This is a genomic window from Streptomyces sp. RFCAC02 (assembly GCF_004193175.1).
Lineage (GTDB): Bacteria > Actinomycetota > Actinomycetes > Streptomycetales > Streptomycetaceae > Streptomyces.
Window position 1 is genome coordinate 3032449 of the sequence record NZ_SAUH01000001.1, and the last position, 25556, is coordinate 3058004.

24 protein-coding genes and 1 pseudogene are annotated in these 25556 nt (G+C 74.1%); 15 read left to right on the top strand and 10 right to left on the bottom strand.

The annotated features are described in order from the left end of the window. Positions 1 to 96 precede the first annotated feature (96 nt). Entirely contained in the window at positions 97 to 1059 is a 963-nt protein-coding gene (locus tag EMA09_RS14150; protein WP_129841398.1) for a DUF5926 family protein, read from the top strand. Positions 1060 to 1237: 178 nt separating this feature from the next. On the opposite strand, the gene EMA09_RS14155 is transcribed toward EMA09_RS14150, so the two are convergent. Next, complete coding sequence (locus EMA09_RS14155) at positions 1238 to 1927, bottom strand: bifunctional DNA primase/polymerase (protein ID WP_129841399.1); 690 nt, start codon at positions 1925 to 1927, stop codon at positions 1238 to 1240. A 363-nt stretch (positions 1928 to 2290) separates the two neighbouring features. Here EMA09_RS14155 and EMA09_RS14160 point away from each other — a divergent pair, with 363 nt between their 5' ends. Together EMA09_RS14160 and EMA09_RS14165 are read left to right on the top strand one after the other, a co-directional pair. Continuing rightward, on the top strand, positions 2291 to 3706 hold the full coding sequence (locus EMA09_RS14160; RefSeq protein WP_129841400.1) for a PP2C family protein-serine/threonine phosphatase: 1416 nt from the start codon (positions 2291 to 2293) through the stop codon (positions 3704 to 3706). Between the two features lie 84 nt (positions 3707 to 3790). After that, a complete protein-coding gene (locus tag EMA09_RS14165; RefSeq protein ID WP_129841401.1) occupies positions 3791 to 5281 on the top strand; it encodes an aminopeptidase P family protein in 1491 nt (496 codons plus the stop codon). A gap of 24 nt (positions 5282 to 5305) precedes the next feature. Here EMA09_RS14165 and EMA09_RS14170 read toward each other — a convergent pair whose 3' ends face one another. Next, entirely contained in the window at positions 5306 to 5728 is a 423-nt protein-coding gene (locus EMA09_RS14170; protein ID WP_240796390.1) for an S-adenosylmethionine decarboxylase, read from the bottom strand. Between the two features lie 59 nt (positions 5729 to 5787). After that, positions 5788 to 6279, bottom strand: a pseudogene (locus tag EMA09_RS14175) (peptidylprolyl isomerase); the annotation flags it as partial. Between the two features lie 450 nt (positions 6280 to 6729). Between EMA09_RS14175 and EMA09_RS14180 the strand changes: the two are divergent. Then, a complete protein-coding gene (locus EMA09_RS14180) occupies positions 6730 to 7428 on the top strand; it encodes a VTT domain-containing protein (protein ID WP_129841403.1) in 699 nt (232 codons plus the stop codon). Between the two features lie 9 nt (positions 7429 to 7437). Here EMA09_RS14180 and tatA read toward each other — a convergent pair whose 3' ends face one another. Continuing rightward, positions 7438 to 7659, bottom strand: a complete 222-nt coding sequence (tatA, locus tag EMA09_RS14185; RefSeq protein WP_129841404.1) for a Sec-independent protein translocase subunit TatA — start codon at positions 7657 to 7659, stop codon at positions 7438 to 7440. A gap of 189 nt (positions 7660 to 7848) precedes the next feature. Between tatA and EMA09_RS14190 the strand changes: the two genes are divergently transcribed. Continuing rightward, a complete protein-coding gene (locus EMA09_RS14190; protein WP_129841405.1) occupies positions 7849 to 9213 on the top strand; it encodes a PQQ-binding-like beta-propeller repeat protein in 1365 nt (454 codons plus the stop codon). 15 nt (positions 9214 to 9228) lie between these two features. Here EMA09_RS14190 and EMA09_RS14195 read toward each other — a convergent pair whose 3' ends face one another. Then, positions 9229 to 9678 carry an ATP-binding protein gene (locus EMA09_RS14195; protein ID WP_129841406.1) on the bottom strand — a complete coding sequence of 150 codons (450 nt, stop codon included), beginning with the start codon at positions 9676 to 9678 and terminating at the stop codon, positions 9229 to 9231. A gap of 242 nt (positions 9679 to 9920) precedes the next feature. Between EMA09_RS14195 and EMA09_RS14200 the strand changes: the two genes are divergently transcribed. The 10 genes from EMA09_RS14200 to EMA09_RS14245 all read left to right on the top strand — a co-directional run bounded on the left by EMA09_RS14200 (position 9921) and on the right by EMA09_RS14245 (position 20983). Next, positions 9921 to 10649, top strand: coding sequence for a hypothetical protein (locus tag EMA09_RS14200; RefSeq protein ID WP_129841407.1), 729 nt, complete (start codon positions 9921 to 9923; stop codon positions 10647 to 10649). Between the two features lie 109 nt (positions 10650 to 10758). After that, positions 10759 to 11511 (top strand): YcnI family protein, encoded by a 753-nt coding sequence (locus tag EMA09_RS14205; RefSeq protein WP_129841408.1) that lies wholly within the window; start codon positions 10759 to 10761, stop codon positions 11509 to 11511. 111 nt (positions 11512 to 11622) lie between these two features. After that, positions 11623 to 12288, top strand: coding sequence for an SCO family protein (locus EMA09_RS14210; protein ID WP_129841409.1), 666 nt, complete (start codon positions 11623 to 11625; stop codon positions 12286 to 12288). After that, entirely contained in the window at positions 12285 to 12761 is a 477-nt protein-coding gene (locus tag EMA09_RS14215; RefSeq protein ID WP_129841410.1) for a copper chaperone PCu(A)C, read from the top strand. The genes EMA09_RS14210 and EMA09_RS14215 overlap by 4 nt, the downstream gene beginning before the upstream one ends. Positions 12762 to 12770: 9 nt before the next feature. After that, positions 12771 to 14765 (top strand): copper resistance protein CopC, encoded by a 1995-nt coding sequence (locus EMA09_RS14220; protein ID WP_129841411.1) that lies wholly within the window; start codon positions 12771 to 12773, stop codon positions 14763 to 14765. A 24-nt stretch (positions 14766 to 14789) separates the two neighbouring features. Then, the gene (efeB, locus tag EMA09_RS14225) at positions 14790 to 16013 is read left to right on the top strand and encodes an iron uptake transporter deferrochelatase/peroxidase subunit (protein WP_129841412.1); all 1224 of its coding nucleotides are present in this window, start codon (positions 14790 to 14792) and stop codon (positions 16011 to 16013) included. A gap of 43 nt (positions 16014 to 16056) precedes the next feature. Next, positions 16057 to 17001 carry a prephenate dehydratase gene (pheA, locus tag EMA09_RS14230; protein WP_129841413.1) on the top strand — a complete coding sequence of 315 codons (945 nt, stop codon included), beginning with the start codon at positions 16057 to 16059 and terminating at the stop codon, positions 16999 to 17001. Positions 17002 to 17449: 448 nt separating this feature from the next. Beyond that, positions 17450 to 18730: a serine--tRNA ligase gene (gene serS / locus EMA09_RS14235; protein ID WP_129841414.1), complete on the top strand. Its 1281-nt coding sequence runs from the start codon at positions 17450 to 17452 to the stop codon at positions 18728 to 18730. Then, positions 18727 to 19593 carry an HAD family hydrolase gene (locus tag EMA09_RS14240; protein ID WP_240796391.1) on the top strand — a complete coding sequence of 289 codons (867 nt, stop codon included), beginning with the start codon at positions 18727 to 18729 and terminating at the stop codon, positions 19591 to 19593. The genes serS and EMA09_RS14240 overlap by 4 nt, the downstream gene beginning before the upstream one ends. 187 nt (positions 19594 to 19780) lie before the next feature. After that, positions 19781 to 20983 carry an aminotransferase class V-fold PLP-dependent enzyme gene (locus EMA09_RS14245; RefSeq protein ID WP_129841415.1) on the top strand — a complete coding sequence of 401 codons (1203 nt, stop codon included), beginning with the start codon at positions 19781 to 19783 and terminating at the stop codon, positions 20981 to 20983. A 17-nt stretch (positions 20984 to 21000) separates the two neighbouring features. Here EMA09_RS14245 and EMA09_RS14250 read toward each other — a convergent pair whose 3' ends face one another. The 5 genes from EMA09_RS14250 to EMA09_RS14270 form a co-directional block, all read right to left on the bottom strand. Next, positions 21001 to 21723 (bottom strand): ABC transporter permease subunit, encoded by a 723-nt coding sequence (locus EMA09_RS14250; RefSeq protein ID WP_129841416.1) that lies wholly within the window; start codon positions 21721 to 21723, stop codon positions 21001 to 21003. A gap of 11 nt (positions 21724 to 21734) precedes the next feature. Continuing rightward, complete coding sequence (locus tag EMA09_RS14255; protein WP_129841417.1) at positions 21735 to 22652, bottom strand: ABC transporter ATP-binding protein; 918 nt, start codon at positions 22650 to 22652, stop codon at positions 21735 to 21737. A gap of 5 nt (positions 22653 to 22657) precedes the next feature. Continuing rightward, positions 22658 to 23551: an ABC transporter permease subunit gene (locus EMA09_RS14260; protein WP_129841418.1), complete on the bottom strand. Its 894-nt coding sequence runs from the start codon at positions 23549 to 23551 to the stop codon at positions 22658 to 22660. Next, positions 23548 to 24465 (bottom strand): ABC transporter ATP-binding protein, encoded by a 918-nt coding sequence (locus EMA09_RS14265; RefSeq protein WP_129844036.1) that lies wholly within the window; start codon positions 24463 to 24465, stop codon positions 23548 to 23550. Before EMA09_RS14265 ends, EMA09_RS14260 begins: the two co-directional genes overlap by 4 nt. A 144-nt stretch (positions 24466 to 24609) precedes the next feature. Continuing rightward, complete coding sequence (locus EMA09_RS14270) at positions 24610 to 25536, bottom strand: LLM class flavin-dependent oxidoreductase (RefSeq protein ID WP_129844037.1); 927 nt, start codon at positions 25534 to 25536, stop codon at positions 24610 to 24612. Positions 25537 to 25556: the final 20 nt, after the last annotated feature.

Sequence of the window (25556 nt, forward strand, 5' to 3'; positions counted from 1 at the left end):
GGACGACGCGACGGGGCGAACCTCGGCCGATGGGGCACTAGGCTCCCGGGGCGTACCCGTTCAGCCGTCCGCACGCACGCAGGAGACCGGTCCCCCATGGCCAAGAAGCGCCGTCCCCAACCGCAGCAGCAGCGTCCCGCCGGTGGGGAGGTCCCCGTCGTCGGCGCCCGTGAGCCCTGCCCGTGCGGCTCGGGCCGCCGGTACAAGGCGTGTCACGGCCGTGCGGCCGCGCAGGCGGCGACCGAGCTGGTCAGGCGGCCGTTCGAGGGCCTGCCCGGCGAGTGCGACTGGGTGGCGCTGCGGGAGCTGGTGCCCGCGGCCACCGTGCCGCTGACCCTGCGGGACGGGCTGCCGGGCGACGTGCCGTCCGTCACGCTGGCCACCGTGCTGCCCATGGCGTGGCCGGCGCTGCGCCGGGACGACGGGGCGGTCCTCGTGGCCGTGCAGAACGACACGGCCACCGGGGACCTGAGCCGTGACCTGGCCGACGTCCTCACCCGCGCGCTGACCTCGGCGCCGGGCAACCCGGTCCCGTCCGAGCGCACCGCCCCCGAGGGGCCGCGGCTGCAGGACGTGCTCGACCTGTCGGCGCCGTTCGTCCCGCAGGTGCACGAGGGCTTCGAGTTCTGGCTCGACGACGCGACGCAGGCGACGCCCGAGGTCACCGCCTCCCTCGAACGGGCGAACGAGGCGGCCCTCCCGACGGCGCGCCTGTCCGGCGTCGAGGCGGCCTACTGGTGCCGCACCCCGGACCGGAACCACCTGCGCTGGGTCATGCCGCAGGCCGAGGACGACCTGCTGGACGCCCTGGCCAGGCTGCACGCGGCGGGTGCCTCGTCGCTGGGCGACGGCACGCGTCTCGTCGGGTCGTTCCGGGCGCACGGGCTGACCGTGCCGGTGTGGGACCTGCCGACCTCGATGGGCGCCGAGGAGTGCGAGAAGCCGGCGGCCGCGTTCGGCGAGCGGCTCGCCGAGGCGCTCGCCGCGGACGCGCCGCTCACGCCCGAGGAGCGGCGGGCGCGCAGCGGCCTCACCAACCGTCAGATCACCCTCACCTGACGGGCGGCGGCCCCGCGCGGCCGTGATCCCGCTCACAACGGGCCGGTCCTGCGGCCCGGGCCGGCCGGCGGGGGATTTGCGATTCCCCGATGTCTTGTTACCTTCTGAGGTGGACCCGGTCGCTGGTGCATCCCCCGTCGCCAGCGATCGGGTCTCCTCATGTCCGCGGCCGGGCGGTTCAGTACGCCAGCCGGCTGCCCTGGTCGGGAGCGGTGAGCCCGGCGTCCACCAGGATGTCGAGCACCTCGCCGACCCGCGGCAGCCACGGGGGCCGGTCGCCGCCGCGCGGCGCCCCGGGCTCGCGCGCCCACCACACGCCGCCCGCGCCGATGCGTGACGGCGGCAGCGGGACGTATCCGCCGCTGCTGTGGAACCGCAGAGAACTCGGCACGTGCTCCTGGTCGGCGAGGAGTTCACCCAGCTCGGGCAGTCCGTAGGGTTCGACGAGCAGCAGCCAGCGCGTAGGGGTCGCGGCCACGGGGCCGAGGGCGACACCGAGGCGTTCGCAGGCGGCCACCGCCCGCGCGCCGGCCAGGGCGGGCAGGCTCAGCGCGCAGGGTGCCCGGCCGCCGGTGGCCAGGATGACGGGCGCGCCGGGGCGGGTCGTCCACCACCAGCGGACCATCGCGGGGTCCGTGGTGGCGGCGAGGAGCGCCGGGTCGTCGGGGTGGGCACCGGGCACCGGGCACCCGGTGCGGGCGCAGTCGCACAGGCCGTCGGGGCCGGCTCCGGCGCCCGGGAGCACCGGCCACCCCCAGTGGGTCGCGTACCGCAGGGCGGCGCGGCGGCGGGCGTCGTCCTGCCGCCGCTCCTCGCCGTGTCCGTCACCGTCTCCGTTCGTGCGTCGCTCTCCGAGGATCTCGCGCATCAGCGCTCGTCCCTTCCTTCGCGGGTCGGATACACCACGTGGAACCCAGATCACCGTGTGCAGCGTGTCGCGCAGTGAGGAGCAGCGGGCGAGGGGGGAGCCGACCACCTCGTCCTGTAGGACGCCGGAACCCGCCGATCCGTTCCGATATGTACGGGCAGCACGCCCGGTCCGTCCCGGACCGTTCCTCGGCCGTGGCCGCCAGTCGATCGTGTCCGGCGGGGAGCGCAGGCCGTTTTCCGCCAAAGTCGCGGCGCCCCGGCCTGTCGCCCCCGGAACGCGCGCACCACCTGGGCATCATCCAACTCGGCAGGACAATACCGACACCCGTGGGCCTGCGCGCCATGACGAAAGCCCTCCCGCATGAGCACCTCACCCTCGCCGAAAGTGGCCGGAATCCACGCCCCGCTTTCCTCCGTGACGCAGACTCCCCCGCCACGGCCGTCCCGGCCCGCCGGCGCCCCCACCGCAGCCCGGCCCGGTGGCGTGCAGGACCGGCTCGCCTCCTGGATCTCCGATCTGACGACCCTGCACAGCCTCACCGAACGCATCGCCCGTACGCGTACCCTGACCGACGCGTTGCATGAGACCCTGCGCGCCGGCGCCGGCCTGGTGGGCGCGCGGCGCGGCCTCGTCACCCTCGGCCCGGCCGACGGACTCGGCCCGCAGCGGCTGACCGGCCTCGGGCTCGGCCGCGCGGACCTCGGGCAGATCGAGACGGTACCGCGCGGCTTCCACACCCCCGCGGCGGCCCTGGCCGGCCAGGACACCGACGGGGGTGCGCGCGAGGCCGGTGAGCCGGGCGAGGTCGTGCACCGCGACATCGCCGGCGAGGAGCAACTGCACCCCCGGCACCGCGAGGTCGCCGCCCGCCTCGGGTTCGCCGCCAGCTACGCCGCCCCGCTGTCCGCCGACCCCGCGGGCCGGCTCGGCGCCGCCGTCTGGCTGTACGACGAGCCGGGTCAGCCGGACCGCCGCCAGCGCCGCCTGCTCTCCCTCTATCTGCGGCACGCCGCCCAGCACATCGCGAACCGTCTCGACCTCTCCCGCGCGCGCTCCGCGCTCGCCACCGTCCGCGAGGGCCTGCTGCCGGCCCGGCTGCCGCGCCTGCCCGGCGTCACGCTGGCCGTGCGGCACCGGACCGGGCCGCACGGCGGCGGGGACTTCTACGACGCGCTCGCGCTGCCCGACCGTGCGCTCGGCCTCGCGGTCGGCGGCACGGCGGACACCGGGCCCGCCGCGCTGGCCGCCATGGGACGGCTGCGCGCCGGGCTGCGGGCGTACGCCGTGATGGAGGGCGAGGACCCGGTCGCCGTGCTCTCGGACCTGGAACTCCTGCTGCGCCTCACGGAGCCGGGCCGTCCGGCGACCGCGCTGTTCGGGCACGCGGAGCCGGCGGCCCGCCGTGTCGTGTTCGCCTCCGCCGGGCACCCGCCGCCCCTGGTCGTCGGCCCGGCCCGTGCCGACTTCGCCGAGACGACGCTGTCCGCGCCCCTCAACATGCTGGCCTGCTGGGAGGCGCCGAGCGTCACGCTCGACCTGGCCGAGGGAGAAACGGTCCTGCTCTTCAGCGACGGCCTGCTCCACCGCACCGGTGAGCCGATGGACCGCGCCTTCGCCCGGCTGCGGGCCGCCGCGCTGGCGGCCGGACCCGACGCCCTCGCCGATCCGGAGGCCCTGTGCGACCACGTCCTCGCCACCGTCCCGGCCGGCGAGGGCGGGGACGGCGCGGGATCCGGCGCGGAGGACATCGTCCTGCTGGCGGCGCGTTTCGACTGATCCGCGCGTCGGCCCGCCCTGTCGCCGCCGGCCCCGCGCCGCATACGATGGGGGCGACCGGTGACCGGGCGGAGGAGGCGCGACATGGCGGAGGAGCGGACCGAGGAGACCACCCCGGACGCGAACGGCGGGGAGCAGCCCGCCGCCGACGGGAACGCCGAGCGCTCCGACCGCAAGAACAAGGTGACCCCCCGCGTCTCCGACGAACTCATGGAGTTCATGAGGCGCGGCTGGGCCAACACCGAGCGGCGCGACCTCGCCCCGGTCCCCCAGGCGGAGCACACCGCCCGCCGCCGGGCCGCGCTGTCCGGGCGCTTCCCCGGTGAGCGGATCGTGGTGCCCGCCGGACGCCTGAAGACCCGTTCCAACGACACGGACTACCCGTTCCGCGCCGCCGTCGAGTACGCGTACCTCACCGGCGACCAGTCCGAGAACGGCGTACTCGTCCTGGAGCCCGCCGAGCACGGCGGCCACGACGCGACGCTCTACCTCCTGCCCCGCTCCGACCGGGAGAACGGCGAGTTCTGGCTCAGCGGCCAGGGCGAGCTGTGGGTCGGCCGGCGCACGAGCCTGACCGAGGCCGAACGGCTGTACGGCCTGCCGGTCGCCGACGTGCGGACCGTGCCGGAACTCCTCGCCGCCGCCACGGGTCCGGTGCGCGTCGTCCGCGGCCACGACACGGAGGTCGAGGCGGCCCTCACCGACAAGGTGACGGGCGAGCGCGACGAGGAGCTGCGGGTCTTCCTCTCCGAGATGCGCCTCGTGAAGGACGACTTCGAGATCGCCCAGCTCGAACACGCCTGCGCGGCCACGGCCCGCGGCTTCGAGGACGTCGTGCGCGTCCTCGACAAGGCCGTGGCCACCTCGGAGCGCTACCTGGAGGGCACCTTCTTCCTGCGCGCCCGCGTCGAGGGCAACGACGTCGGCTACGGCTCGATCTGCGCCGCCGGACCGCACGCCACCACACTCCACTGGGTGCGCAACGACGGCCCCGTCCGCCCCGGTGACCTCCTCCTCATGGACGCCGGCGTGGAGACGACGGAGCTGTACACCGCCGACGTCACCCGCACCCTGCCGGTCGGCGGCCGGTTCAGCGCGATCCAGCGCAAGGTCTACGACGCCGTGTACGAGGCGCAGGAGGCCGGCATGGCGGCGGTGCGGCCCGGTGCCAAGTACGGCGACTTCCACCGCGCCGCGCAGCGCGTGCTGGCGGAGCGGCTCGTGGAGTGGGGCCTGCTGGAGGGGCCGGTGGACCGCGTGCTCGACCTGGGTCTCCAGCGCCGCTACACCCTGCACGGCACGGGTCACATGCTCGGCATGGACGTGCACGACTGCGCGGCGGCCCGGCGGGAGACGTACGCGGACGGCACCCTCGCGCCCGGCATGTGCCTGACGGTGGAGCCGGGTCTCTACTTCCAGCCGGACGACCTGACGGTGCCCGAGGAGTACCGGGGCATCGGCGTGCGGATCGAGGACGACCTCCTCGTCACCGAGGACGGGTACCGCAACCTGTCCGCCGCCCTGCCGCGCACCGCCGACGACGTGGAGGCGTGGGTCGCGCGGCTCTCGGCCTGAGCGCCGGCGGGCCGCCCGGCCGGCTCAGGGCGTGAAGGAGCGCGGGAGCCGGGCGGTGGTGACGTGCGCCGGTGCGAGCGCGGCCTCGACCGAGGCGACCATGCGCTCGCCGTTCTCCCGGCCGTAGGCGAGCACGTCGACCTGGGCGAGCCGGTGCTCCGGCCAGGTGTGCACGCTGATGTGGGACGCCGACAGCAGCAGGACGGCGGTGACGGCGCCGTTGGGGAAGACGTGGGACGACTCACCGAGCACGGTCGCGCCGCCCCGGGCCGCGGCGGTGCGCAGGATGGCCAGGAGGCGCGGTTCGTCGGTGAGCACGGCGGGGTCGGCCGGCCAGAGGTCCACCGCGTAGGTGCACGAGCCCTCGTCCGCCGGGATGCCGGGGAACGCGGGGGGCGCGGCCTGCGGGGCGGCGGCGGGCATCGGCCCGGGGGCGTGCGGCGTCACCCGGCGAGAGTATCAGCCGGGCATATGGGCAGATCGTCGTCCCCGCGGCGGCCGACCGGCTACTCGGCGACCTCGATCGACTCGATGACGACCGTCTCGACGGGCTTGTCGTTCGCGTCGGTCTCCACGGCGGCGATGCTGTCCACGACCTCGCGGCTCGCCTCGTCGGTGACCTCACCGAAGATGGAGTAGCCGCCGTCCAGCCAGGTCGTGGGCGCGACGGTGATGAAGAACTGCGAGCCGTTGGTGTCGGGGCCGGCGTTCGCCATCGCGAGGCGGTAGGGGTCCTCGAACGTCAGGTCGGGGCTCGTCTCGTTCGGGAACTCGTAGCCGGGACCGCCCATGCCGGTGCCCTCCGGGTCACCGCCCTGGATCATGAAGTCGGCGATCACGCGGTGGAAGACCGTGCCGTCGTAGAGGGGCTCGTCCCCCTCCTGGCCCTCGTACGGCAGGCTGCCGTCGGCGAGCCCGGCGAAGTTGGTGACGGCCAGCGGGGCCTGCTCGGGGAAGAGCGTCACCTCGATGTCGCCGAGGCTCGTGTGGACCGTGGCGGCGGTGGCATCGGACGGCTCGACACTGGCCGGACCGCTGTCGCTGTCGCTCCCCGCGTCCTCGCTGGGGCTCTCGCGGACGACGCCCTCGGACGACTGCTCGGACGACGGCTCGGAGCCCGCGTCGTCGGACGATCCGTCGTCGGAACCGCAGGCGGTCGCCAGACCGAGGGAGCCGAGACAGAGGAGCGCGATCACCAGCCGACGGGGGGAGCGGGTCATGAGAGGGCCTTCCGAATGTCTGTCCGTGTGGAGCTCCGGTCCCACATCATGCACCACGCCTCTCCCGCGCGTCTGCCCCGATCGCGGTGCGTCACAGCGCGCGCACGGCGGCGCCGGGGCCGCCCCGTCACGGCCCGTGCGCGGAACGGCGGGCGGGCGTCACGGGGTTGGTAGCCTGATCGAAAGGCCGGGGACCGTACCCCGGCCGCGCCCCGCGAGGTTCCCCGCATGGAATCACTGGCCCTCGGCCCCAGCTGGCTCGACCCCGAGACACTGATCGACAGCTTCGGACTGATCGGCGTCCTGATCGTCGTCTTCGCCGAATCCGGGCTGCTGATCGGCTTCTTCCTGCCGGGCGACTCACTGCTGTTCACCACCGGCATGCTCGTCTCGACCGGGCAGTACCTGCACACGCCGCTGTGGCTGACCTGCCTGCTCGTGGTGCTCGCGGCCGTCCTCGGCGACCAGGTGGGGTACCTCTTCGGCCGGAAGGTGGGGCCCTCGCTGTTCCGCCGGCCCGACTCGCGGCTCTTCAAGCAGGAGAACGTGGAGAAGGCGCACGCGTTCTTCGAGAAGCACGGGCCGAAGTCGCTGGTGCTCGCGCGCTTCGTGCCGGTCGTGCGGACCTTCACGCCGATCATCGCGGGCGTGAGCCGCATGGACTACCGCTCGTTCGTCGTGTTCAACGTGCTCGGCGGTGTGCTGTGGGGAGCCGGGGTGACGCTGCTGGGCGCCGGCCTCGGCAAGGTCGCCTTCGTCCGGGAGAACATCGAGCTGATGCTCGTGGCGATCGTGCTGCTGTCCGTGGTGCCGATCGCGATCGAGTTCCTGCGGTCCCGGCGCGCGGCGGCCCGGTCGGCGGAGACGGGCGGTACGGGGACGCCGCCGCCCACCGCGCAGGGGCACGGGCGGCACGCGAAGCGCTGACGCCGGCCGTCAGCTCCTGGTCGTGGGGCCCGGCTCCGCGCCGGTCCCGGCCGGGGCGGTGTCGCCCGTGGCGGGGGCCGCGCCGTCCGAGCGGAGGGCGGCCGTCTCGCTCTTGAGGATGCGCGCCGACCTGCCGAGCGACCGGGCGATGTCCGGGAGCCGCCTGGTCCCGAAGACCAGCAGGACGACGATCGCAAGGATCACGAGTTCTTTCGGCCCGATCTGGGTCATGGTCGCCACCTCCGCGCGATCGAGGGCGCAGCTCGCGCCGTTCCCCCACGGTAACGCGGGTCCGGCGAACCGGGTACAGACCGGACAATCCGCGGCCCCGCCCCATCCGCCGGCGCACGACCCGGCGGCCCGTCGCCCCGCCTGTGCCATGATGCCGCCGAAAGCGGCGACGGTGAGGGGGATGCGGTGATGCGGCTGCGGTACGCGCTGGTCGGTGTGGTCGCGGTGGGGGTGCTCGCCGCGTGCGGCGGCGGTGGTGACAGCGGTGACGGCGGTGGCGGTGAGAAGGGGGACGACGGCGGCGCGGAGACGTCCGGCGGCACGTCGGCCGGCGGCGACGGCAAGGGCGGCGGTGACGGCGGTGACACCCCCGCCGACGACGACGCGCTCGGACTGCCGACGACCCAGCTCAGCGTCCCCCCGGTGTACGACACCGCCCGCGGCTGGGAGCGCGAGATCGACGGCAGCGTCGTCACCCTCCCGCGGGCGGGCGCCGTCGGCCTGTTCAACACCGAGACGGGCCGCGGCGTCCTCACCGTGTTCGACATCGCCACCGGCGAGCGCCTGTGGCGGACCGCGCCCGTGGAGCCGGTCAACCCGGACGCGGAGCTCCAGGTCCTCGCGCCCACCGTCGACGGCACGGACTACGTGGCCTTCTGGTCGTCGGGCACCGCGGGCGCCGAGCTGATCGACCGCGGCGAGGAGACCGTCGTGATCGACATCTTCGCCGCCGGTGAGGCGGGCGACGAGCTGGCGCCCCTCCACCATGTGGAGGTCCCGGGCGCCGGCGAGGTGACGGACGGCGGGAGCGCGCTCATGGTCGAGCTCGACGAGTCGGTCGTGGCCGTCGACCTCGCGAGCGGCGAGCTGGCGACCACCGAGGCGGACAGCATCGCCGCGCCGGCGGACTGCCCGGAGGACGCCTGCGACGACTGGTTCTACCCGGCCGTGGCCGGCATCACGGCGGCCGGCCCGCTGATCTCGGAGGACTCGGGCTACGAGGGCTTCTTCGTCCCTGACGCGTGGACGAGCTACGGCGTGGCCCCGGAGAACGTCCTGGCGGAGGGCGCCCGCGCGTTCCGCCACCAGGACGGCCTCATCGCCGCGCGGTGGGAGGGCAAGGAGGACGAGGGCGACGAGACCTGGGCGATCCTCCGGGACGACACGGGCGAGACCGTCGCGTCGGCGACCTGCCCGGCCGACGGCATGACGGCCGACGACGAGGAGTGGCGGATGTCGGCGACCGGCCGGTACCTGGTCTACGGCTACCTGGCCTTCGACCTGGAGGAGGGGACGGGCCACTGCTTCGCCCCCACCGACCGGACGAACCCGGTCCTGTTCGGTGCGGTCGACGACACGGGGCACGCGTACGGCACGGCGACGGTCGAGAGCGACAGCGGCTACGAGTACGTCCCCGTGCGCCTCGACATCGCGACCGGCGAGGTCGAGGAGACGACGGGGGACGTCCTGCCGTTCCTGGACGTCGAGGGGTACGGCGTGTTCCCCGACGACCAGAGCGGCATGCTCGTCGTCTACGCCCCGGCCGGGGAGTAGCGGCCGGGGGCGGGGTCAGCGCAGGGACAGCAGCGCGCCGTCCCGCCACTTGAGGACCTTGTCGAAGGTGACGACGGCGCCGCCGGAGCCCGGCTGGTTGCCGAAGCGGACGCGGTCGCACAGGGCCTCGATGAGTCCGAGGCCGCGTCCGCCGGGCGCCGGATCCCTGGCGGCGGGGGGCGCGGCCACCGGCGGCAGCCAGCCGCCCGGCGGGAAGCCGGGGCCCGAGTCGGTGACCTCGATCCGGCACACGTCACCGTGGATCGAGGCCGTCACCCGGTAGACGCCGGCGCGCTCGCCCCCGTGCCGCACGGCGTTGGAACAGGCTTCGGAGAGGGCGACCGACACCTCGTGCACGATCTCCGGATCCACCCCCGCCGCCTCCATCGCGCCGACGAGGAGCCGGCGCGCGAGCGGGACACTGGCCGCTTCCCGCCGCAGTTGGAGAGACCACCAGATGCTCATGCTCCAGCCTCCTTCCGGTGACGGTCCTGACCGGTCGGACGGTCCGGACTTGTCTGTAGGTATTGCCTATCAGCGGGGTGCGTAAGCGTACAGGTGACCCAACACCCTCGTTCGGCGGATGTGTCATGACGTATCGCCGGATAGGGGGGTATGCCCTGCGGGTCGGCTCGGGTGCTTCCCGCGTTGTACGGCGGTGCCCCACCGGCGCTCCCGGCGCCCTCCGATGAGATGATGGGCGCGCCATGCGTGCCGGAGCGGATCTGCGAGTGCTGCGCGCCGCGGTCTTCGCCGCGGCGTGCGCCACGCTGGCCGCGGCCGGGCATCTCTCGGCCGGCGGGCTCGGCGTCAGCGCCTGGGCGCTGGCCGCCGGCTGGGCCGCCGCCTTCCTCGTCGCGCTGCCGCTGACCGGCCGGGAGCGCCGTTCGCTGCCCGCGCTCGCCGCCCTGCTTGCGGCGGGGCAGTTCCTCCTGCACGGGCTCTACAGCCTCGGCGCCACGGGCGCCGGCCACCACGGTGGCGGGGCGATCGCCCAGGCCCACCGCCTCCTGTGCAACGACCACGCGCTCGCGCTCACCGAACGCTCGGCGACCCGCATCGTCGCCGCCGCCGGTCTCGATCCGGCGGCGCCCGCCGCGGACGCCGGCGGCGCGGCCCACGGCCTGCTGCCGTCCGGCGGGATGCTGGCCGGCCACGTGCTGGCCGCGCTGGCGGCGGGCTGGCTGCTGCGGCGCGGTGAGGCGGCGCTCTGGCGGCTCGTACGGCTCGCCGCGCGCCGGCCGTTCACGCTCGGGCGCGTGCTGTTCCTCGCGCGCCTCCTGTGCGCCGACCTGCTGCCGGGCGTGCCCGTCGTACGACCGGCGCGCACCGGTCACCACGCGACCCCGGCGACCAGCGGCACGCCCCTGCCGGACGTCGTGATCCGGCGCGGACCGCCGGCGCGCACGGCGCACCTCTTCGCTCTCGCGGCCTGACGCACTCCCCCGGAGGAAACAGGACGGGTGCGCCACCGCCGCGCGCCCGGGGCGCACCCCGGCACCCGATCCCCGTGTTCTCCTCCGACTACTCCTCAGGAGTGCCTTCATGCAGCGCACACGTCTGACCGCCGGCACCGTCGTCGCGGCGGCTGCCGCGACCGTCGTCGCGATCACCGCCCCGACCGCGTCGGCGCACGTCAGCATCGACCCCGCGGAAGCCGAGCAGGGCGGGTACAGCGTCATCGACGTCAAGGTCCCGAACGAGCGGGACAACGCCTCCACCGTCCGTCTGGAACTGCACCTCGACCCGGAGCACCCGCTCACGTCCGTCATGCCGCAGCCCGTGCCCGGCTGGGACGTCGAGGTCGAGACCGCCGAGCTGGACGAGCCGGTCGAGGTGCACGGCAGCGAGGTCACCGAGGCGCCGAGCGTCATCACCTGGACGGGCGGGGAGATCGCGCCCGGGCAGTTCCAGTCGTTCCCGCTGTCCGTCGGGCCGCTGCCCGAGGGCGTGGACCGGCTCGTCTTCGACGCCATCCAGACCTACAGCAACGACGAGGTCGTCCGCTGGATCGAGGAGCCGGCCGAGGAGGGCGGCACCGAGCCGGACAACCCGTCGCCCGTCCTGACCCTGACGCCCGCCGCCGACGCCTCGGCGGGGGACGAGGCGGTCACCGACGACGCGGCGAACGGTGAGGCGGCCGGCGAGTCCGGCGCCGACACGCAGAGCGCCGCCGACGGCACGGACGACGACGCGAGCGACACCATGGCCCGTGTCCTCGGCGCGGCGGGCATCGTCGTCGGCCTCGCGGGCGTCGCGTTCGGCGTCCTCGCGGGCCGCCGCCGGAACGCCTCCTGACGGCGGGCGGCGCACGGTGCCGCCCCCTCGCACCACGCTCCACCGCGCGGGGGCGGACGGGCCTCACCGTCCGCCCGTCCCCGCGCCCCTCACACTCCGGGAACACCACACATGCACCTGCGCACCTTCCGTACCGCGGCGGTCGCCGCCGTCAGCCTCCTCGCCCTCACGTCCTGCGGCGGCGGGGGCGACGACAGCGACGAGGGCGGCGACGCCCCGGCCGCCGAGGTGTCCGGCGGAACGGCCGTCGACGAGGGGACCGTCCTCGACACGCCGTTCGACAAGCCGGACCTCGTCCTCACCGACACCGAGGGCGAACCGTACGACCTGCGGGCCGAGACCGCCGGGCACGCCACCCTGCTCTACTTCGGCTACACCAACTGCCCCGACATCTGCCCGCTGACCATGAGCAACATCGCCGTCGCCGCCCGGGACCTGACCGAGGAGCAGCGGGCCGACCTGCGGGTCGTCTTCGTCACGACCGACCCCGAACGCGACACGCCCGAGTCGCTGGGCCCCTGGCTCGACGCCCAGGACCCGGACTTCACGGGTCTCACGGGCGACTTCGACGCCGTCCAGGCGGCCGCCGAGTCGCTCGGCGTGTACATCGAGCCGGCGTACGAGGACGAGAACGGCGACATCGTCTCGACGCACGGCGCCCAGGTCATCGGCTTCCTGCCGACGGACGACAAGGCGCACGTCCTGTACTCCGAGGGCGTGACCGCCGAGACGTTCGAGCGCGACCTGCCGAAGCTGATCGCCGGGGAGCTGCCGTGACGCGCGCCGGCCGTCGCGCCGCCGCGTCCGTACTCGCCGGCGCGCTCGCCGTGGCGCTCGCCGGGTGCGGCGGCGGTGGCGGACAGGACGGCGACGACGCCGGGGACGCGCCCCGGCTGAGTGTCTCGGGCGCCTACATCCCGCAGCCGCCGACGGCCGACGTGGCGGGCGGCTACCTCACCATCAGCAACACGGGTGACACCGACGACGCCCTCACCTCGGTCACCAGCGAGGCCGCCGAATCCGTCGAGATGCACGAGACGGAGGGCACCACGATGCACCGGGTGGACTCGCTGGCCGTCCCGGCCGGCGGCACGCTGCGGCTGGACCGGGGCGGGAACCACCTCATGCTCATGGGCCTGGAGCGCCGCCCCGACGAGGGCGACACCGTACCGCTCGAACTCCACTTCGAGACCTCCGCGCCGATCACGCTCGACGTGCCCGTGGAGGCCGCCAACCACACCGGAGAGTGAGGCACCGTCATGACCGCGCTGCCGTACCGTTTCTCCAGGCCGGAGCCGGGGCCGGGTCCCCGGCGCCGCCGGCACCGCGCGCTGGCCGCGCTGCTGGCCTGCGCCGGCGCGCTCGCCGCGCTGCTCATCGCCGCGCCGGCGGCGGACGCCCACGCGGCGCTCACCGGCACCGACCCGGAGGACGGCGCGGTGGTCGCCGAGGCACCGGACGAGGTCACGCTGACGTTCTCCGAGAGCGTCTCCGTCGGCGACGGCGGCATCCGCGTGCTGGCGCCGGACGGATCGCAGGCCGACACCGGGCGGCCGACCGGGAGCGGCACGACCCACGGCGTGGCGCTCGCCGGCGATCTCGGGGACGGCACGTACACCGTCGCCTGGCACGTGGTCTCGGCCGACAGCCACCCGGTGGCGGGGGCGTTCACCTTCTCCATCGGGGCGCCGTCGGACAGCAGCGTCGACCTGGCGGCGGTGGCGGGCCGCGGCGACGACGGCGCGGTCGGGCTGCTGTACGACATCGGGCGGTACGCGTCGTACGCGGGGTTCGTCCTGCTCTTCGGGTCCTGCGCCTTCGTCCTGGTGTGCTGGCCGGTGGCGACGGGGCTGCGGGCCGCGCAACGGGTGACGCTCACGGGGTGGACGCTGCTCGCGGCGGGGACCGTGGCCCTGCTCCTGCTGCGTACGCCGTACACCGGTTCGGGTGAGCTGTCCGACGTGTTCGACCTCGGCGGGCTGCGGGACGTCGTCGAGACGCGGACGGGCACGGCGCTGGTCACCCGGCTGCTGCTGACGGCGGCCGCCGGCGCGTTCGTCGCCGTCCTGTACGGCTGGTACGCGCGGCTGCGCGCCGACAGGGCCGCCGGGGAGGACACCGACGACAGCGCCGACGACGCGCTGGCCCACGCGGAACGCGTCCGCGACGTGACGTTCGGCCTGCTGCTCGCCGGCGGGATCCTCACCGTCGGCACCGCGGCGACCTGGTCCATGTCCGAGCACGCGTCGACCGGCCGGCAGACGGGCCTCGCGATCCCCGCCGACGTGGCCCACCTGCTGGCCGTCGCGGCCTGGCTCGGCGGCCTCGCCACCCTGCTGACGCTGCTCGCCCGCAGCCCGCTGCCCCTGCCGCGCGCCGCCGTCGCCCGCTACTCCGCGGTCGCGCTGACGAGCGTCGCCGTCCTCGCCGTCACGGGGCTGTACCAGTCGTGGCGGCAGGTCGGCCTCTCCTGGGACGCGCTGACCGGCACGTCCTACGGGCAGCTCCTGATGGTGAAGGTGGCGCTGGTGGCCGCGATGCTCGTGGCCGCCGGCTTCTCCCGGCGCTGGACGGGCCGCCTCATGGACCGCGCGGAAGCGGGGACCGCCGCACCCGAGCCCGAACCCGAGCCCGTCCCCGCCGCGGCCGGGGGTGCCGAGGATCCGGAACGGGCGCGCCAGCTCGCCCGCCAGCGCGACGCCGTGGCCGCCACCGCCCGGCGCAGGGCGCGCGACGGCGACCCGGAGCGCAGCGGCCTGCGGCGTTCCGTCCTGGCCGAGACGGTGATCGCCGCCGTCCTGCTGGCCGTCACGACGGCACTGACCGCCACGACCCCGGCGCACACGGCGGCGGACGCGCCGGCGGCGGCCGACGGGAGCGGCGAGGGCGGCGGGGACACCGTCGAGCCGTCGGGGCCCGTCTCCGTCAGCATGCCGTTCGACACCGGCGGTCCGGGCGGTCAGGGCACCGCAGCCCTGGAGCTGACCCCCGCCCGCACCGGCGAGAACACGCTCCACATCACCCTGACCGATCCGCAGGGGGAGCCCCTCGACGTGGCGGAGATCAAGGTCGCCCTCACGCTGCCCGCCGATGACCTCGGCCCGCTGCGCCACGACCCGGTGCCGTTCGATTCCGGACACTGGACCGTGACCGACGTCCAGCTCCCGCTCGCCGGGGACTGGCAGCTCGCCCTCACCCTGCGCACCTCGGACATCGACCAGGTGACCGAGACCGCGACCGTTCCCATCGGCTGATCCTGCGACACTGCGAGACCCGTCATGCCCGAAATCTCCCGCCGCCGACTGCTCACCACGACCGGCGCCGCCGGTGCCGCCGGACTCGCCGTCGGCGGCGCCGGCGGCGCCCTCGGCCACTCGGCCGCCACCGGCGACCCGGGTCCCGACCTGGCCACGGTGGGGCGTACGTCCGTCGCGTTCCACGGAACGCACCAGCCCGGCATCACGACCCCCATGCAGGCCCGCGGGCACCTCGCCGCGTTCGACCTCGTCCCGGACGCGGGGCGGCGGGAGGCCGCCGCGCTGCTGCGCCGCTGGTCCGCGCTGGCCGCCGACCTGATGGCGGGCGGCACCCCGGAGACCGACACCGGGGTCGCGCTGGACGCCGGTCCCGCGTCCCTGACCGTGACGTTCGGCTTCGGCCACAGCTTCTTCGACGCGACCGGGCTGACCGCCGTCCGGCCGGCCGCGCTCGACCCGCTGCCCGACTTCTCGTCGGACGCGCTCGACCCCGACCGCTCGAACGGCGACCTGTGGGTCCAGATCGGCGCGGACGACGCGCTGGTGGCGTTCCACGCGCTGCGCACGATCCAGCGGGCGGCGGCGGGCACGGCGGACGTGCGCTGGACCATGTCCGGTTTCAACCGGAGCCCGGGCGCCACCGCGCGCCCGATGACGACCCGCAACCTCATGGGCCAGGTGGACGGCACCAACAACCCGGCGCCCGGCGACGCCGACTTCGACGAGCGGATCTTCGTACCGTCCGACGGCGACCCGGCGTGGATGGCGCACGGCTCCTACGCCGTCGTCCGCCGCATCAGGATGCTGCTCGACCCGTGGGAGGACCTGTCGGCGGCCGAGCAGGAGCGCGTCATAGGGCGCCGGAAGTCGGACGGCGCCCCGCTGACCGGCGGCTCCGAGACCTCGCCCGTCGACCTGGACGCGGTGGACGGGGACGGGCGGCCCGTCATCGCCGCGGACGCGCACGTACGCGTCACCTCGCCCGACACGAACGGCGGAGCGGCGATGCTGCGGCGGCCGTTCTCGTACCACGACGGGTTCGGGGAGGACGGGAGCCCGGACGCGGGGCTGCTGTTCATCGCCTGGCAGGCGGATCCGCTGAAGGGCTTCGTGCCGGTGCAGCGCAAGCTCGACCGGGGCGACGCGCTGTCCGAGTACATCCGGCACGAGGCGAGCGCGCTGTTCGCCGTGCCGGGCGGCGCAGCACAGGGGGAGTACGTCGGTCAACGGCTGCTCGAAGGCTGAGACCGGCGGGCGGCCGGGCGCGGCGCGCCGCTACGGTGGCGGCATGACAGGTGCGAGCCGTTACACGTATCTCGGCCCCGAGGGGACCTTCACCGAGGCGGCGCTGCGGACGCTGCCCGAGGCGGCCACGCGCGAGCTGGTCCCGACGATCTCGGTGCCCGCCGCGCTCGACGCCGTGCGCGGCGGTGAGGCGGCCGCCGCGTTCGTGCCCATCGAGAACTCGGTGGAGGGCGCCGTCAACGCCACGGTGGACGAGCTGGCGTCGGGCCGGCCGCTGATGATCTACCGCGAGGTGCTGATGCCCATCGCGTTCGCCCTGCTGGCGCGGCCGGGGACGACGATGGACACCATCAAGACGGTGACCGGGCACCCGGTGGCGCAGCCGCAGGTGCGGGGGTGGCTGGCGCGGCACCTGCCCGACGCGCAGTGGGAGTCGGCCGCGTCGAACGCCGACGGTGCCCGGCTGGTGCAGGAGGGGCGGTACGACGCGGCGTTCGCCGGGGAGTTCGCCGCGCCGATCTACGGTCTCGTGCCGCTCGTGACGGACATCCACGACGCGCAGAACGCCACGACGCGGTTCGTTCTGGTGAGCCGCCCCGCGCGGCCCGCGGCGCCGACGGGCGCGGACAAGACGTCGGTGGTGCTGTGGCTGCGGGCCGACCATCCGGGCGCGCTGCTCGAGGTGATGCAGGAGTTCGCGGCGTGCGGTGTGAACCTGACCCGCATCGAGTCGCGGCCGACCGGCGCGGGGATCGGGCAGTACAGCTTCTCCGCCGACTGCGAGGGGCACATCGCGGACCGTCGGGTCGGCGAGGCGCTGATGGGGCTGCGGCGGCTGTGCGCGGACGTACGGTTCCTCGGGTCGTACCCGCGGGCGGACGGGGTGGCGCCGACGGTGCGGACGGGCACGGCGGACGCGGACTTCCTCGCGGCGGCGGACTGGCTGACGCGCTGCCTGGACGGCAGGCCGGCGCCCGACCGGTCCTGACGGGCGACGGGGCGGCCGCCTGTGGATGACCGGCCGAGTTATCCACAGGCGGGGTCCGGAGGCTGTGGACAAGTCGATACGGGCGGCTGGACAATATCGACATACCGCCCCACCGGGAGCGAAGGGCACCACAGGGTGTCGAAACCACTTTCGTCACCCCGCGCGGTACCCATAACTCTGCGGAGTGAGTCAATTCGGGCCGGATTCCCCCGGAAGAGAGCGTGAACGGGGTTTGAATCGGGCATTCCCAGACGCCTCAAACAGCACTCCCGGCATTCCCCTACTTGTCCACAGCTGCATCTCCATCCCTGTGGATAACTTTCTGCGGGAGCGCTCCTGACCTGTGGATTCCCGGCGCGGCTTTCTCCATCAAAGCGGCAAAACGGGCATATGCATCGAGGGGACTTATTGTTTACGCGCGTCCCGCGGCCCCCGGTAGCCTGGTCCCGTGATTGACCTTCGCCTGCTTCGTGAGGACCCGGACCGAGTGCGCGCGTCCCAGCGCGCCCGAGGAGAGGACGTCGCCGTCGTGGACACGCTGCTGTCCGCCGACGAGCGCCGCCGGTCCTCCACCGCCCGCTACGACGAGCTGCGGGCGGAGCAGAAGCAGCTCGGCAAGCGCGTGCCGCGCGCCACGGGCGACGAGAAGGCCGCCCTGCTCGCGCGCACCGGCGAGCTGGCCACCGAGGTCAAGGCGGCCGACGCCGCGCGGGACGAGGCCGCCGCCGAGGCCCAGGCCCTGCTCCTGCGCCTCGGGAACATCGTCCACCCCGACGTGCCGGTCGGCGGCGAGGAGGACTTCGCCGTCCTGGAGACGCACGGCACGATCCGCGACTTCGAGGCCGAGGGCTTCGCCCCCCGGGACCACCTGGAGCTCGGCCAGGCGCTCGGCGCCATCGACACCGAGCGCGGCGCGAAGGTCTCCGGGTCGCGCTTCTACTACCTGACCGGCGTCGGCGCACTGCTCGAACTGGCCCTCGTCAACGCCGCCGTCGCGCAGGCGTCGGCGGCCGGCTTCACGCCGATGCTCACGCCCGCCCTCGTGAAGCCGCGCGCCATGGAGGGCACCGGTTTCCTCGGCCAGGCCGCGCAGGACGTCTACCACCTGGAGAAGGACGACTTCTACCTCGTGGGCACGTCCGAGGTCCCGCTCGCGGCGTACCACATGGACGAGATCCTCCCGGCCGACCGCCTGCCGCTGCGGTACGCGGGCTTCTCGCCGTGCTTCCGGCGCGAGGCCGGCTCGTACGGCAAGGACACCCGGGGCATCTTCCGGGTGCACCAGTTCGACAAGGTGGAGATGTTCTGCTTCGTCGCGCCGGAGGAGGCGGAGGCGGAGCACCGGCGGCTTCTTGAGTGGGAGAAGCAGTGGCTCACCTCGCTCGGGCTGCCGTTCCGCGTGATCGACGTGGCCAGTGGTGACCTCGGGGCGTCGGCCTCGCGCAAGTTCGACTGCGAGGCGTGGATCCCCACGCAGGGCAAGTACCGCGAGCTGACCTCCGCGTCGAACTGCCTGGAGTTCCAGGCCCGCCGGCTGAACGTCCGGGTCCGCACCAAGGAGTCGGGCGTCCGGCCCCTGGCCACGCTGAACGGCACCCTGTGCGCCGTCCCCCGCACGATCGTCGCCCTCCTGGAGAACCACCAGCTCCCCGACGGGTCGGTGCGTGTCCCCGAGGTGCTGCGTCCGTACCTCGGCGGCCGCGACGTCCTGTCCCCGGCCGGCGCGTGACGCCCCGGCCCAGCCTGCCGCAGCGCTTCCCGTACCGGCTGATAGCCACCGACCTCGACGGGACCCTGCTGCGCGACGACAAGACCGTCTCGGCACGCACGCGGGGCGTGCTCGCCGCCGCCCAGGCGGCGGGCGCCGAGCACGTGGTGGCGACCGGCCGCAGTGTCGCGTGGACCCGCGCGATACTCGACGACCTCGGGTACCGGGGGCTCGCCGTGTGCGGGCAGGGCGCGCAGGTCTACCACGCGGGCGAACGGCGGCTGCTGACCTCGGTCACCCTCGACCGGGCCGTCGCGCGGCACGCCGTCGGTCTGCTGGAGGAGGCTCTCGGGCCCCTCGGGCTCGCGGCCGACCGGGGCGGGGCCGACGGCCGGCTGGTCCTCGACGCGCGCTTCCGCAGCATGACGGGGTACGGCGTCACGGAGGACGCCGCCGTGGCCGAGTACCGGGTGCCCGGCCGGGACGAGGTGCTGGCGGAGCCGGTCATCAAGCTGTACCTCCAGCACCCCTCGCTGTCCGACGACGCGCTGGCCGCCGCCGCGCGGGAGCGGGTGGGCCACCTGGTGACGGTCGTCGTGTCCGGCGAGGGGCTGGTGGAGATGCTGCCGCTCGGCCTCAGCAAGGCGCGCGGGCTCGCGCTCGCGGCGCGGCGTCTCGGCGTCGGGGCGGCGGACACCATCGCGTTCGGCGACATGCCGAACGACGTTCCCATGCTGACCTGGGCGGCGCGCGGCGTGGCGATGGCCGGCGCCCATCCGGAGGTCATCGCCGTGGCCGACGAGGTGACCGCGGGCAACGAGGAGGACGGCATCGCGCTGGTGCTCGAGGCGCTGCTGCGGCCCTCGACGGACCGGACGGTCTGATCCGCACGGCTCAACCGGCGATCACGCGGCGGAAGTTATCCACAGGTTGTGCACAACGAGCCTGTGGATAACCGGACTTCCCGACGCCCCACCACCGTTCCTCCGCCACTCCCGTGACCACCGCCACTTCCGCGCGTACCGGCGCTGCGCTTGTGCGGCCGTGTGCCGTGAAGCATCCTGGTGATCCATGGTTCTCAACAGGCTGGACATCGACGCCCTCCGCCATGACACACCGGGCTGCGCGCACCGGATCCATCTGAACAACGCCGGTGCCGGGCTCCTCAGCTCCGGCACACTCCGCACCATGACCGAGCACCTCGACCTGGAGGCCAGGACGGGCGGCTACGAGGCGGCCGATGCGGCGGCCGACCGGATCGCCCGGGTCCACGACGACCTGGCCGCGCTGATCGGCGGCCGGGCCTCGGAGATCGCCCTGTTCGACAATTCGACGCGCGCCTGGCAGGCCGCCTTCGCCGCGCTGGCCCACACCTTCCGGCCCGGCGACCGCATCCTCACCGGCCGCGCCGAGTACGGCAGCAACGTGCTGACGTACTTCCAGGCCGCGCGCCGCACCGGTGTCGAGATCGTGGTGGTGCCGAACGACGAGCACGGCGCCCTGGACACCGGCGCGCTGGCCGGGCTGATCGACGAGCGGACGAAGCTGGTCGGCGTCAGCCATGTGCCGACCGGCGGCGGGCTCGTGAACCCGGCGGCCGAGATCGGGCGGATCACCCGGGCCGCCGGAGTCCCCTACCTGCTGGACGCGACGCAGTCCGTCGGGCAGTTCCCCGTCGACGTGGCCGCGATCGGGTGCGACCTGCTGGCGGCGACGGGCCGCAAGTTCCTGCGGGGGCCGCGCGGCACGGGCTTCCTGTGGGCTGCGGAAACGATTCTTCCCCTGCTCGACCCGCCGGTGGCCGAGATCGCCTCGGCCGAGTGGGACGGCGATGAGGGCTTCACCTGGCGGCCGGGCGCCCGCCGGTTCGAGACATGGGAGAAGAACTACGCGGCCGTCCTCGGGCTCGGCACGGCCGTGCGCGAGGCCCTGGCCCTCGATCCGGCCGTGACGGGCGCGCGGGCCGTCGCGCTGGGCACCCGGCTGCGCGACGCCCTGGACGACCTGCCCGGCGTGACGACGCACGACCTCGGGCGCGATCGGTGCGCCATCGTGACGGCGTCCGTGGCCGGGGTGCCGGCGGACGAGGTCGCCGCCGAACTGGCCCACCACGGCATCAATGTCAGCCTGACCAACCGGGAGGGCGCGCAGTTCGACGCCCTGGAGCGGAAGCTGCCGCCGCTCGTGCGCCTCTCGCCGCACTACTACACGACACAGGAGGAGCTGGACCGGGCGGTGACGGTCGTCGGACGCGTCGCGGCAAACGCGCGCTGACCTGCCGCCCGGCCGCCTCAGTCGTCCCCGGCGACCGTCAGCGAGCGGAGCCTCCGGGTCGCGTACCAGGTGCCCGCGACCGTCACCACGACGAGCAGGACGATCGCGGTCGGCAGCGCCACGTCCGATGTGACGCCGGTGCCGTCGGCCGCCACCCGCTCGGCCGTCGCGAGTGCCCACTGCTGGATGCTCAGCGTCCGCGCGCCGGGGACGAGGCTGCCGAACAGCGCCTCCCACACCAGGGCGTAGACCAGGCCGAGGACGACCGCGTTGCGCGAGACGGTGCCGAGGAGCAGGAACACCGCGCTGTACGCCACGGAGGCGACCGCCGAGGCCAGGACGTACGCCCCGGCTATGCCCTGGCTGTTGCCGTTGAGCACGAGCCCGGCGATCAGCACGGGGATCGTCGTGAAGACGACGGTGACGGCGACGGCGACGGACAGCTTGGTGAGGATGATCGTGCGCCGGGGCAGGGGCTTCGCGAGCAGGTAGACGATCGACCCGTCGTCGATCTCGGGGGCGATCGCTCCCGTGCCGGCGATGACACCGATCAGCGGCACCATCGACGCGAGGGCGAAGCCGCCCAGCACGCCTTCGGCCGACCGGTCGTCCTCACCGCCGAGCGCGCGCACCACGATGGCGATCACGATCAGCAGCGCGGGAAGCGTCGCGAGGATGGCGGCCCTGCGGCGGCCGAGCAGAGCCCGGTAGGTGAGCCGGGCGACGGTCTCGTTGTACACGCGGGCGCTCCTTACGCGCTGACGAGGTAGGAGAAGACGCTTTCGAGGGACTCGTCGGCGGGCGAGACGGTCAGGAGCCGGATGCCGCGCTCCCTCGCGAGCCGGGGCAGTTCGGTGGTGAAGCGGCCGAAGTCCTGGGCCTGCACGAGCAGGGCGTGCTCCGCAGCGTCGAACTCGACAGCCGTCGTGGACGGATCGGCGATCAGCGCGGAGGCCAGGGACCGGTCGTCGCTGGAGCGTATGAGGTAGCGGTGCGGCCGGTCGGTCATGAGACGGCGGATGCGGCGGTAGTCGCCGGACGCCGCGTGCCGGCCCGCCACGATCACCTCGATGTGCCCGGCGAGCTGCTCGACCTCCTCCAGGATGTGGGAGGAGAACAGGACGGTCCGCCCGTCGTCGCCCATCTGCCGGAGGAGCCGCATGAGATGCATGCGCTGCCGGGGGTCCATGCCGTTGAACGGTTCGTCCAGCAGCAGGACCGACGGCTCGTGGACGAGGGCCGAGGCCATCTTCACGCGCTGCCGCATGCCCTTGCTGTAGGTCGCGATGGGGCGGTCAGCCGCCTCCGTCATCTCCACCGTGGCCAGGGCCGCGCGGGCGGCGGCCGGCGGATCGGGCAGCCGGTGCAGCTCGGCGTTGGCGAGGACGAACTCACCGCCGGTCAGGTAGTCGTACATGCCTTCGCGCTCGGGGACGAGCCCGATGTGCCGGTAGACGTCCTCGTTGCGCCAGATGGGGGCACCGTCCAGGGTGACCGTGCCGGCGGAGGGCGCGAGGAAACCGCTCATCATGTGGATCAGGGTCGATTTGCCGGCGCCGTTCGGGCCGAGCAGGCCGGTGATGCCGGGGCCGATCGACATGGTCACGTCGTTGACGGCGACCACGTTGCCGAACCAGCGGGAGGCGTTGGTGATGTCGATGGTGGTCATGGTGATCAGAGCCCGGCCTTCCGGTAGCGGCGCAGCAGGAGCAGATGGCACGAGACCGCGAGCCCTGCGATCACCAGGAGGCAGACCGTGCCCGCCGCGACGGACGGGGTGATGCCGTCGATGAAGCCGCTCTCGCCGCCGAGCAGCGAACTTTGGAAGGCGTCGAGCAGCGTGCCCGGCGAGAAGACGGCGAGCCAGCCGACGGCCCCGGTGCTGCCCTGCTCGCTCGCCGTGACCTGCAGGGCGTTCACGGCGAAGAACGGGATGGTGAGGACGGCGATGATCGCGGCGACCCCGAAGCCGCGGCGCGGGGTGAGCGACGCGACGAGCAGCCCGATGCCCGCGTGCAGGACGGCCAGGACGGCCGTCACCACGAGGCCGCGCAGGTACGCGGTCGTCTGGTCGGCGAAGCCCAGCTCGGCCAGGAGGCCGCCCGCGTACGCCACGGTGATGGGCACCCCGACGAACAGGAACAGGGACGCGCTGAGCGCCGCGTACTTCGCGAGCACGTAGTCGGCCCGGGCGATGGGCCGCGCGAAGTACAGCGGCATCGTCTTGAACCGCAGGTCGAGGGAGACCATCTGCGGCGCGGCCAGCGCCACGTACAGGCCGAGGACGGGCTGCATGGTGAGCCCGTACGACCGGTAGTCCATCATGAGCTCGTCCATGCCGGTGGTGGACGCGACCGCCACCATGACGACGGCGGGAATCGCCATCACGCCGAACAGGCCGAACGGCAGCACCTTGGACTTCCCCGACCGGCCCAGGCCGTACGAGCCGCGCAGCGAGTGCGTGAACAGGGAGAACCGGGCGTACCCGGCGCCGAGACGCGCGCCGTCGTAGCGGCGGTAGCCGATGTTGTGGATGCGGTCGGGCGCCGCCTCTCGCGGGGTCGTCATGACCGTGCCTCCTCGAAGACCTCGGCGATCCGGTGCCTGCGCTGCTCCATGCGGACCAGGCCGAGGCCCAGCTCCGCCACGGTGTCGCGGACGGTGTCGTACACGGAGTCGTCGCCCGCCTCGACGCTCAGCAGCCGGCCCGGGGCCGCCTCCACGGTGAGCCCGGCGGCGGCCAGCGCGGACCGCAGGGCGTCCGCGCCGTCCGGATGGGTGTCGGTGTCGGTGACCTCGACGGTGAGCGCGGTGGTCACCTCCGTGAAGCGGGCGGTGGCCTCAGAGCGCAGCAGCCGGCCGCCGTCGATGACGACGATGTGGTCGCTGGTGCGCTCCAGCTCGCCCAGCAGGTGCGAGGTGACCAGGACCGAGATGCCGAAGTCCGTGTGGACGCGGCGGATCAGGCCGAGCATCTCGTCCCGTCCGACGGGATCGAGGCCGTTCGTCGGCTCGTCGAGGAGCACCAGGTGCGGGTCGTGCACCAGGGCCTGGGCGAGCTTGACGCGCTGCTTCATGCCCGTCGAGTAGCCGCCCATGGGGCGGTAGCGCTCCTCGTTGAGCCCGACGTGGCGGAGCGTGTCGGCCGTGCGCTCGCGGGCGGCCGTGGCGGGCAGCCCGGACATGCGCGCCATGTGGACGACGAACTCGGTGGCCGACACGTCCGGCGGCAGGCAGTCGTGCTCCGGCATGTACCCGACGCGCTCACGGATGGTGCCGCCCTCACGCGCCGCGTCGAGACCGAGCACGGCGGCGGATCCCTCGGTGGCGGGGGCCAGGCCGAGGAGCAGTTTGATCAGCGTGGACTTGCCGGCGCCGTTGGCCCCGACGAGGCCGGTCACGCCGGGGCCGATGTCCACGGTCAGCCGGTCCAGCGCGGTCACCCGGGGGTACCGCTTCGTCAGACCGTCGGTCCGGATCACACTCGTGTACGTGCTGTGTCCGCTCACACCAGGGACGCTAACGCCGCACCGCCGGACGGCGCGTCCTTCTTTGGTCGCACCCCTTGTCGACTTCGGTAGCTTTCCCGGTGGACGCCGGCCCCGGGACACCGCCCGGCGCGGCACTCACGCGGCGAGCTGCGCCGGTGCCTCCGTGACGATGCGCTCGAAGACCGCCGGGTCCGAGGCGAACGCCGAGTCCTCCACCGGCCAGTGCAGCACCAGCTCCGTGAACCCGAGCGAGGCGACCGTCCCCGCGTACTCGACGAAGGCGCCCACCGAGGAGAGCGGCGCGCCGCCGCCGGGACCCCCCGCGTCCAGCAGGACACGGCCGAGCGTCCCCGGCTCGCGCCCCTCGTCCTCGCAGACCGCGTCGAGCCGCCGCACCTGCCGGGCCAGCGCGTCGAACGCGTCCGGTGTGCTGCCCCCGTCGAACCCGGCCGGGTCGCTGACCGTGACCCACGCCTGCCCGTGCCGGGCGGCGAGCCGCATGCCACGGCGCCCCGTGGCGGCCACCGTGAACGGCAGCCTCGGCCGCTGGACGCAGCCGGGGATCATGCGCACCTCGTGCGCCGACCAGTAGTCCCCCCGGTAGGAGACGCCGCGGGAGCCACTGCCCGTGCCGCCCTCGCTCAGCAGCCGGTCGAGCAGCCGCAGGAACTCGGCGAAGCGCCCCGCCCGCTCGCGCGGCGACCAGGCGTCGTGCCCGAGCGCCGTCGCGTCGAAGCCGGTGCCGCCCGCGCCGATGCCGAGGGTGATCCGGCCGTCCGCGATGTCGTCGAGCGTGATCAGCTCCTTGGCGAGCGTCACGGGGTGCCGGAAGTTGGGCGAGGTGACGAGCGGACCGAGACGGATGCGGTCGGTCACCGCGGCGGCGGCCGTCAGCGTCGGCACGGCACCGAACCAGGTCCGGTCACGGAAGCCGCGCCACGACAGGTGGTCGTAGGTGTAGGCGGTGTGGAAGCCCAGCTCCTCGGCGCGCTGCCAGATCCGCCGGCCCCCGCCGGACCAGCGGTGCACGGGAAGGATGACGGTGGACAGCCGGAGCGGCAGCTCGGGTGTGTCAGCCATCC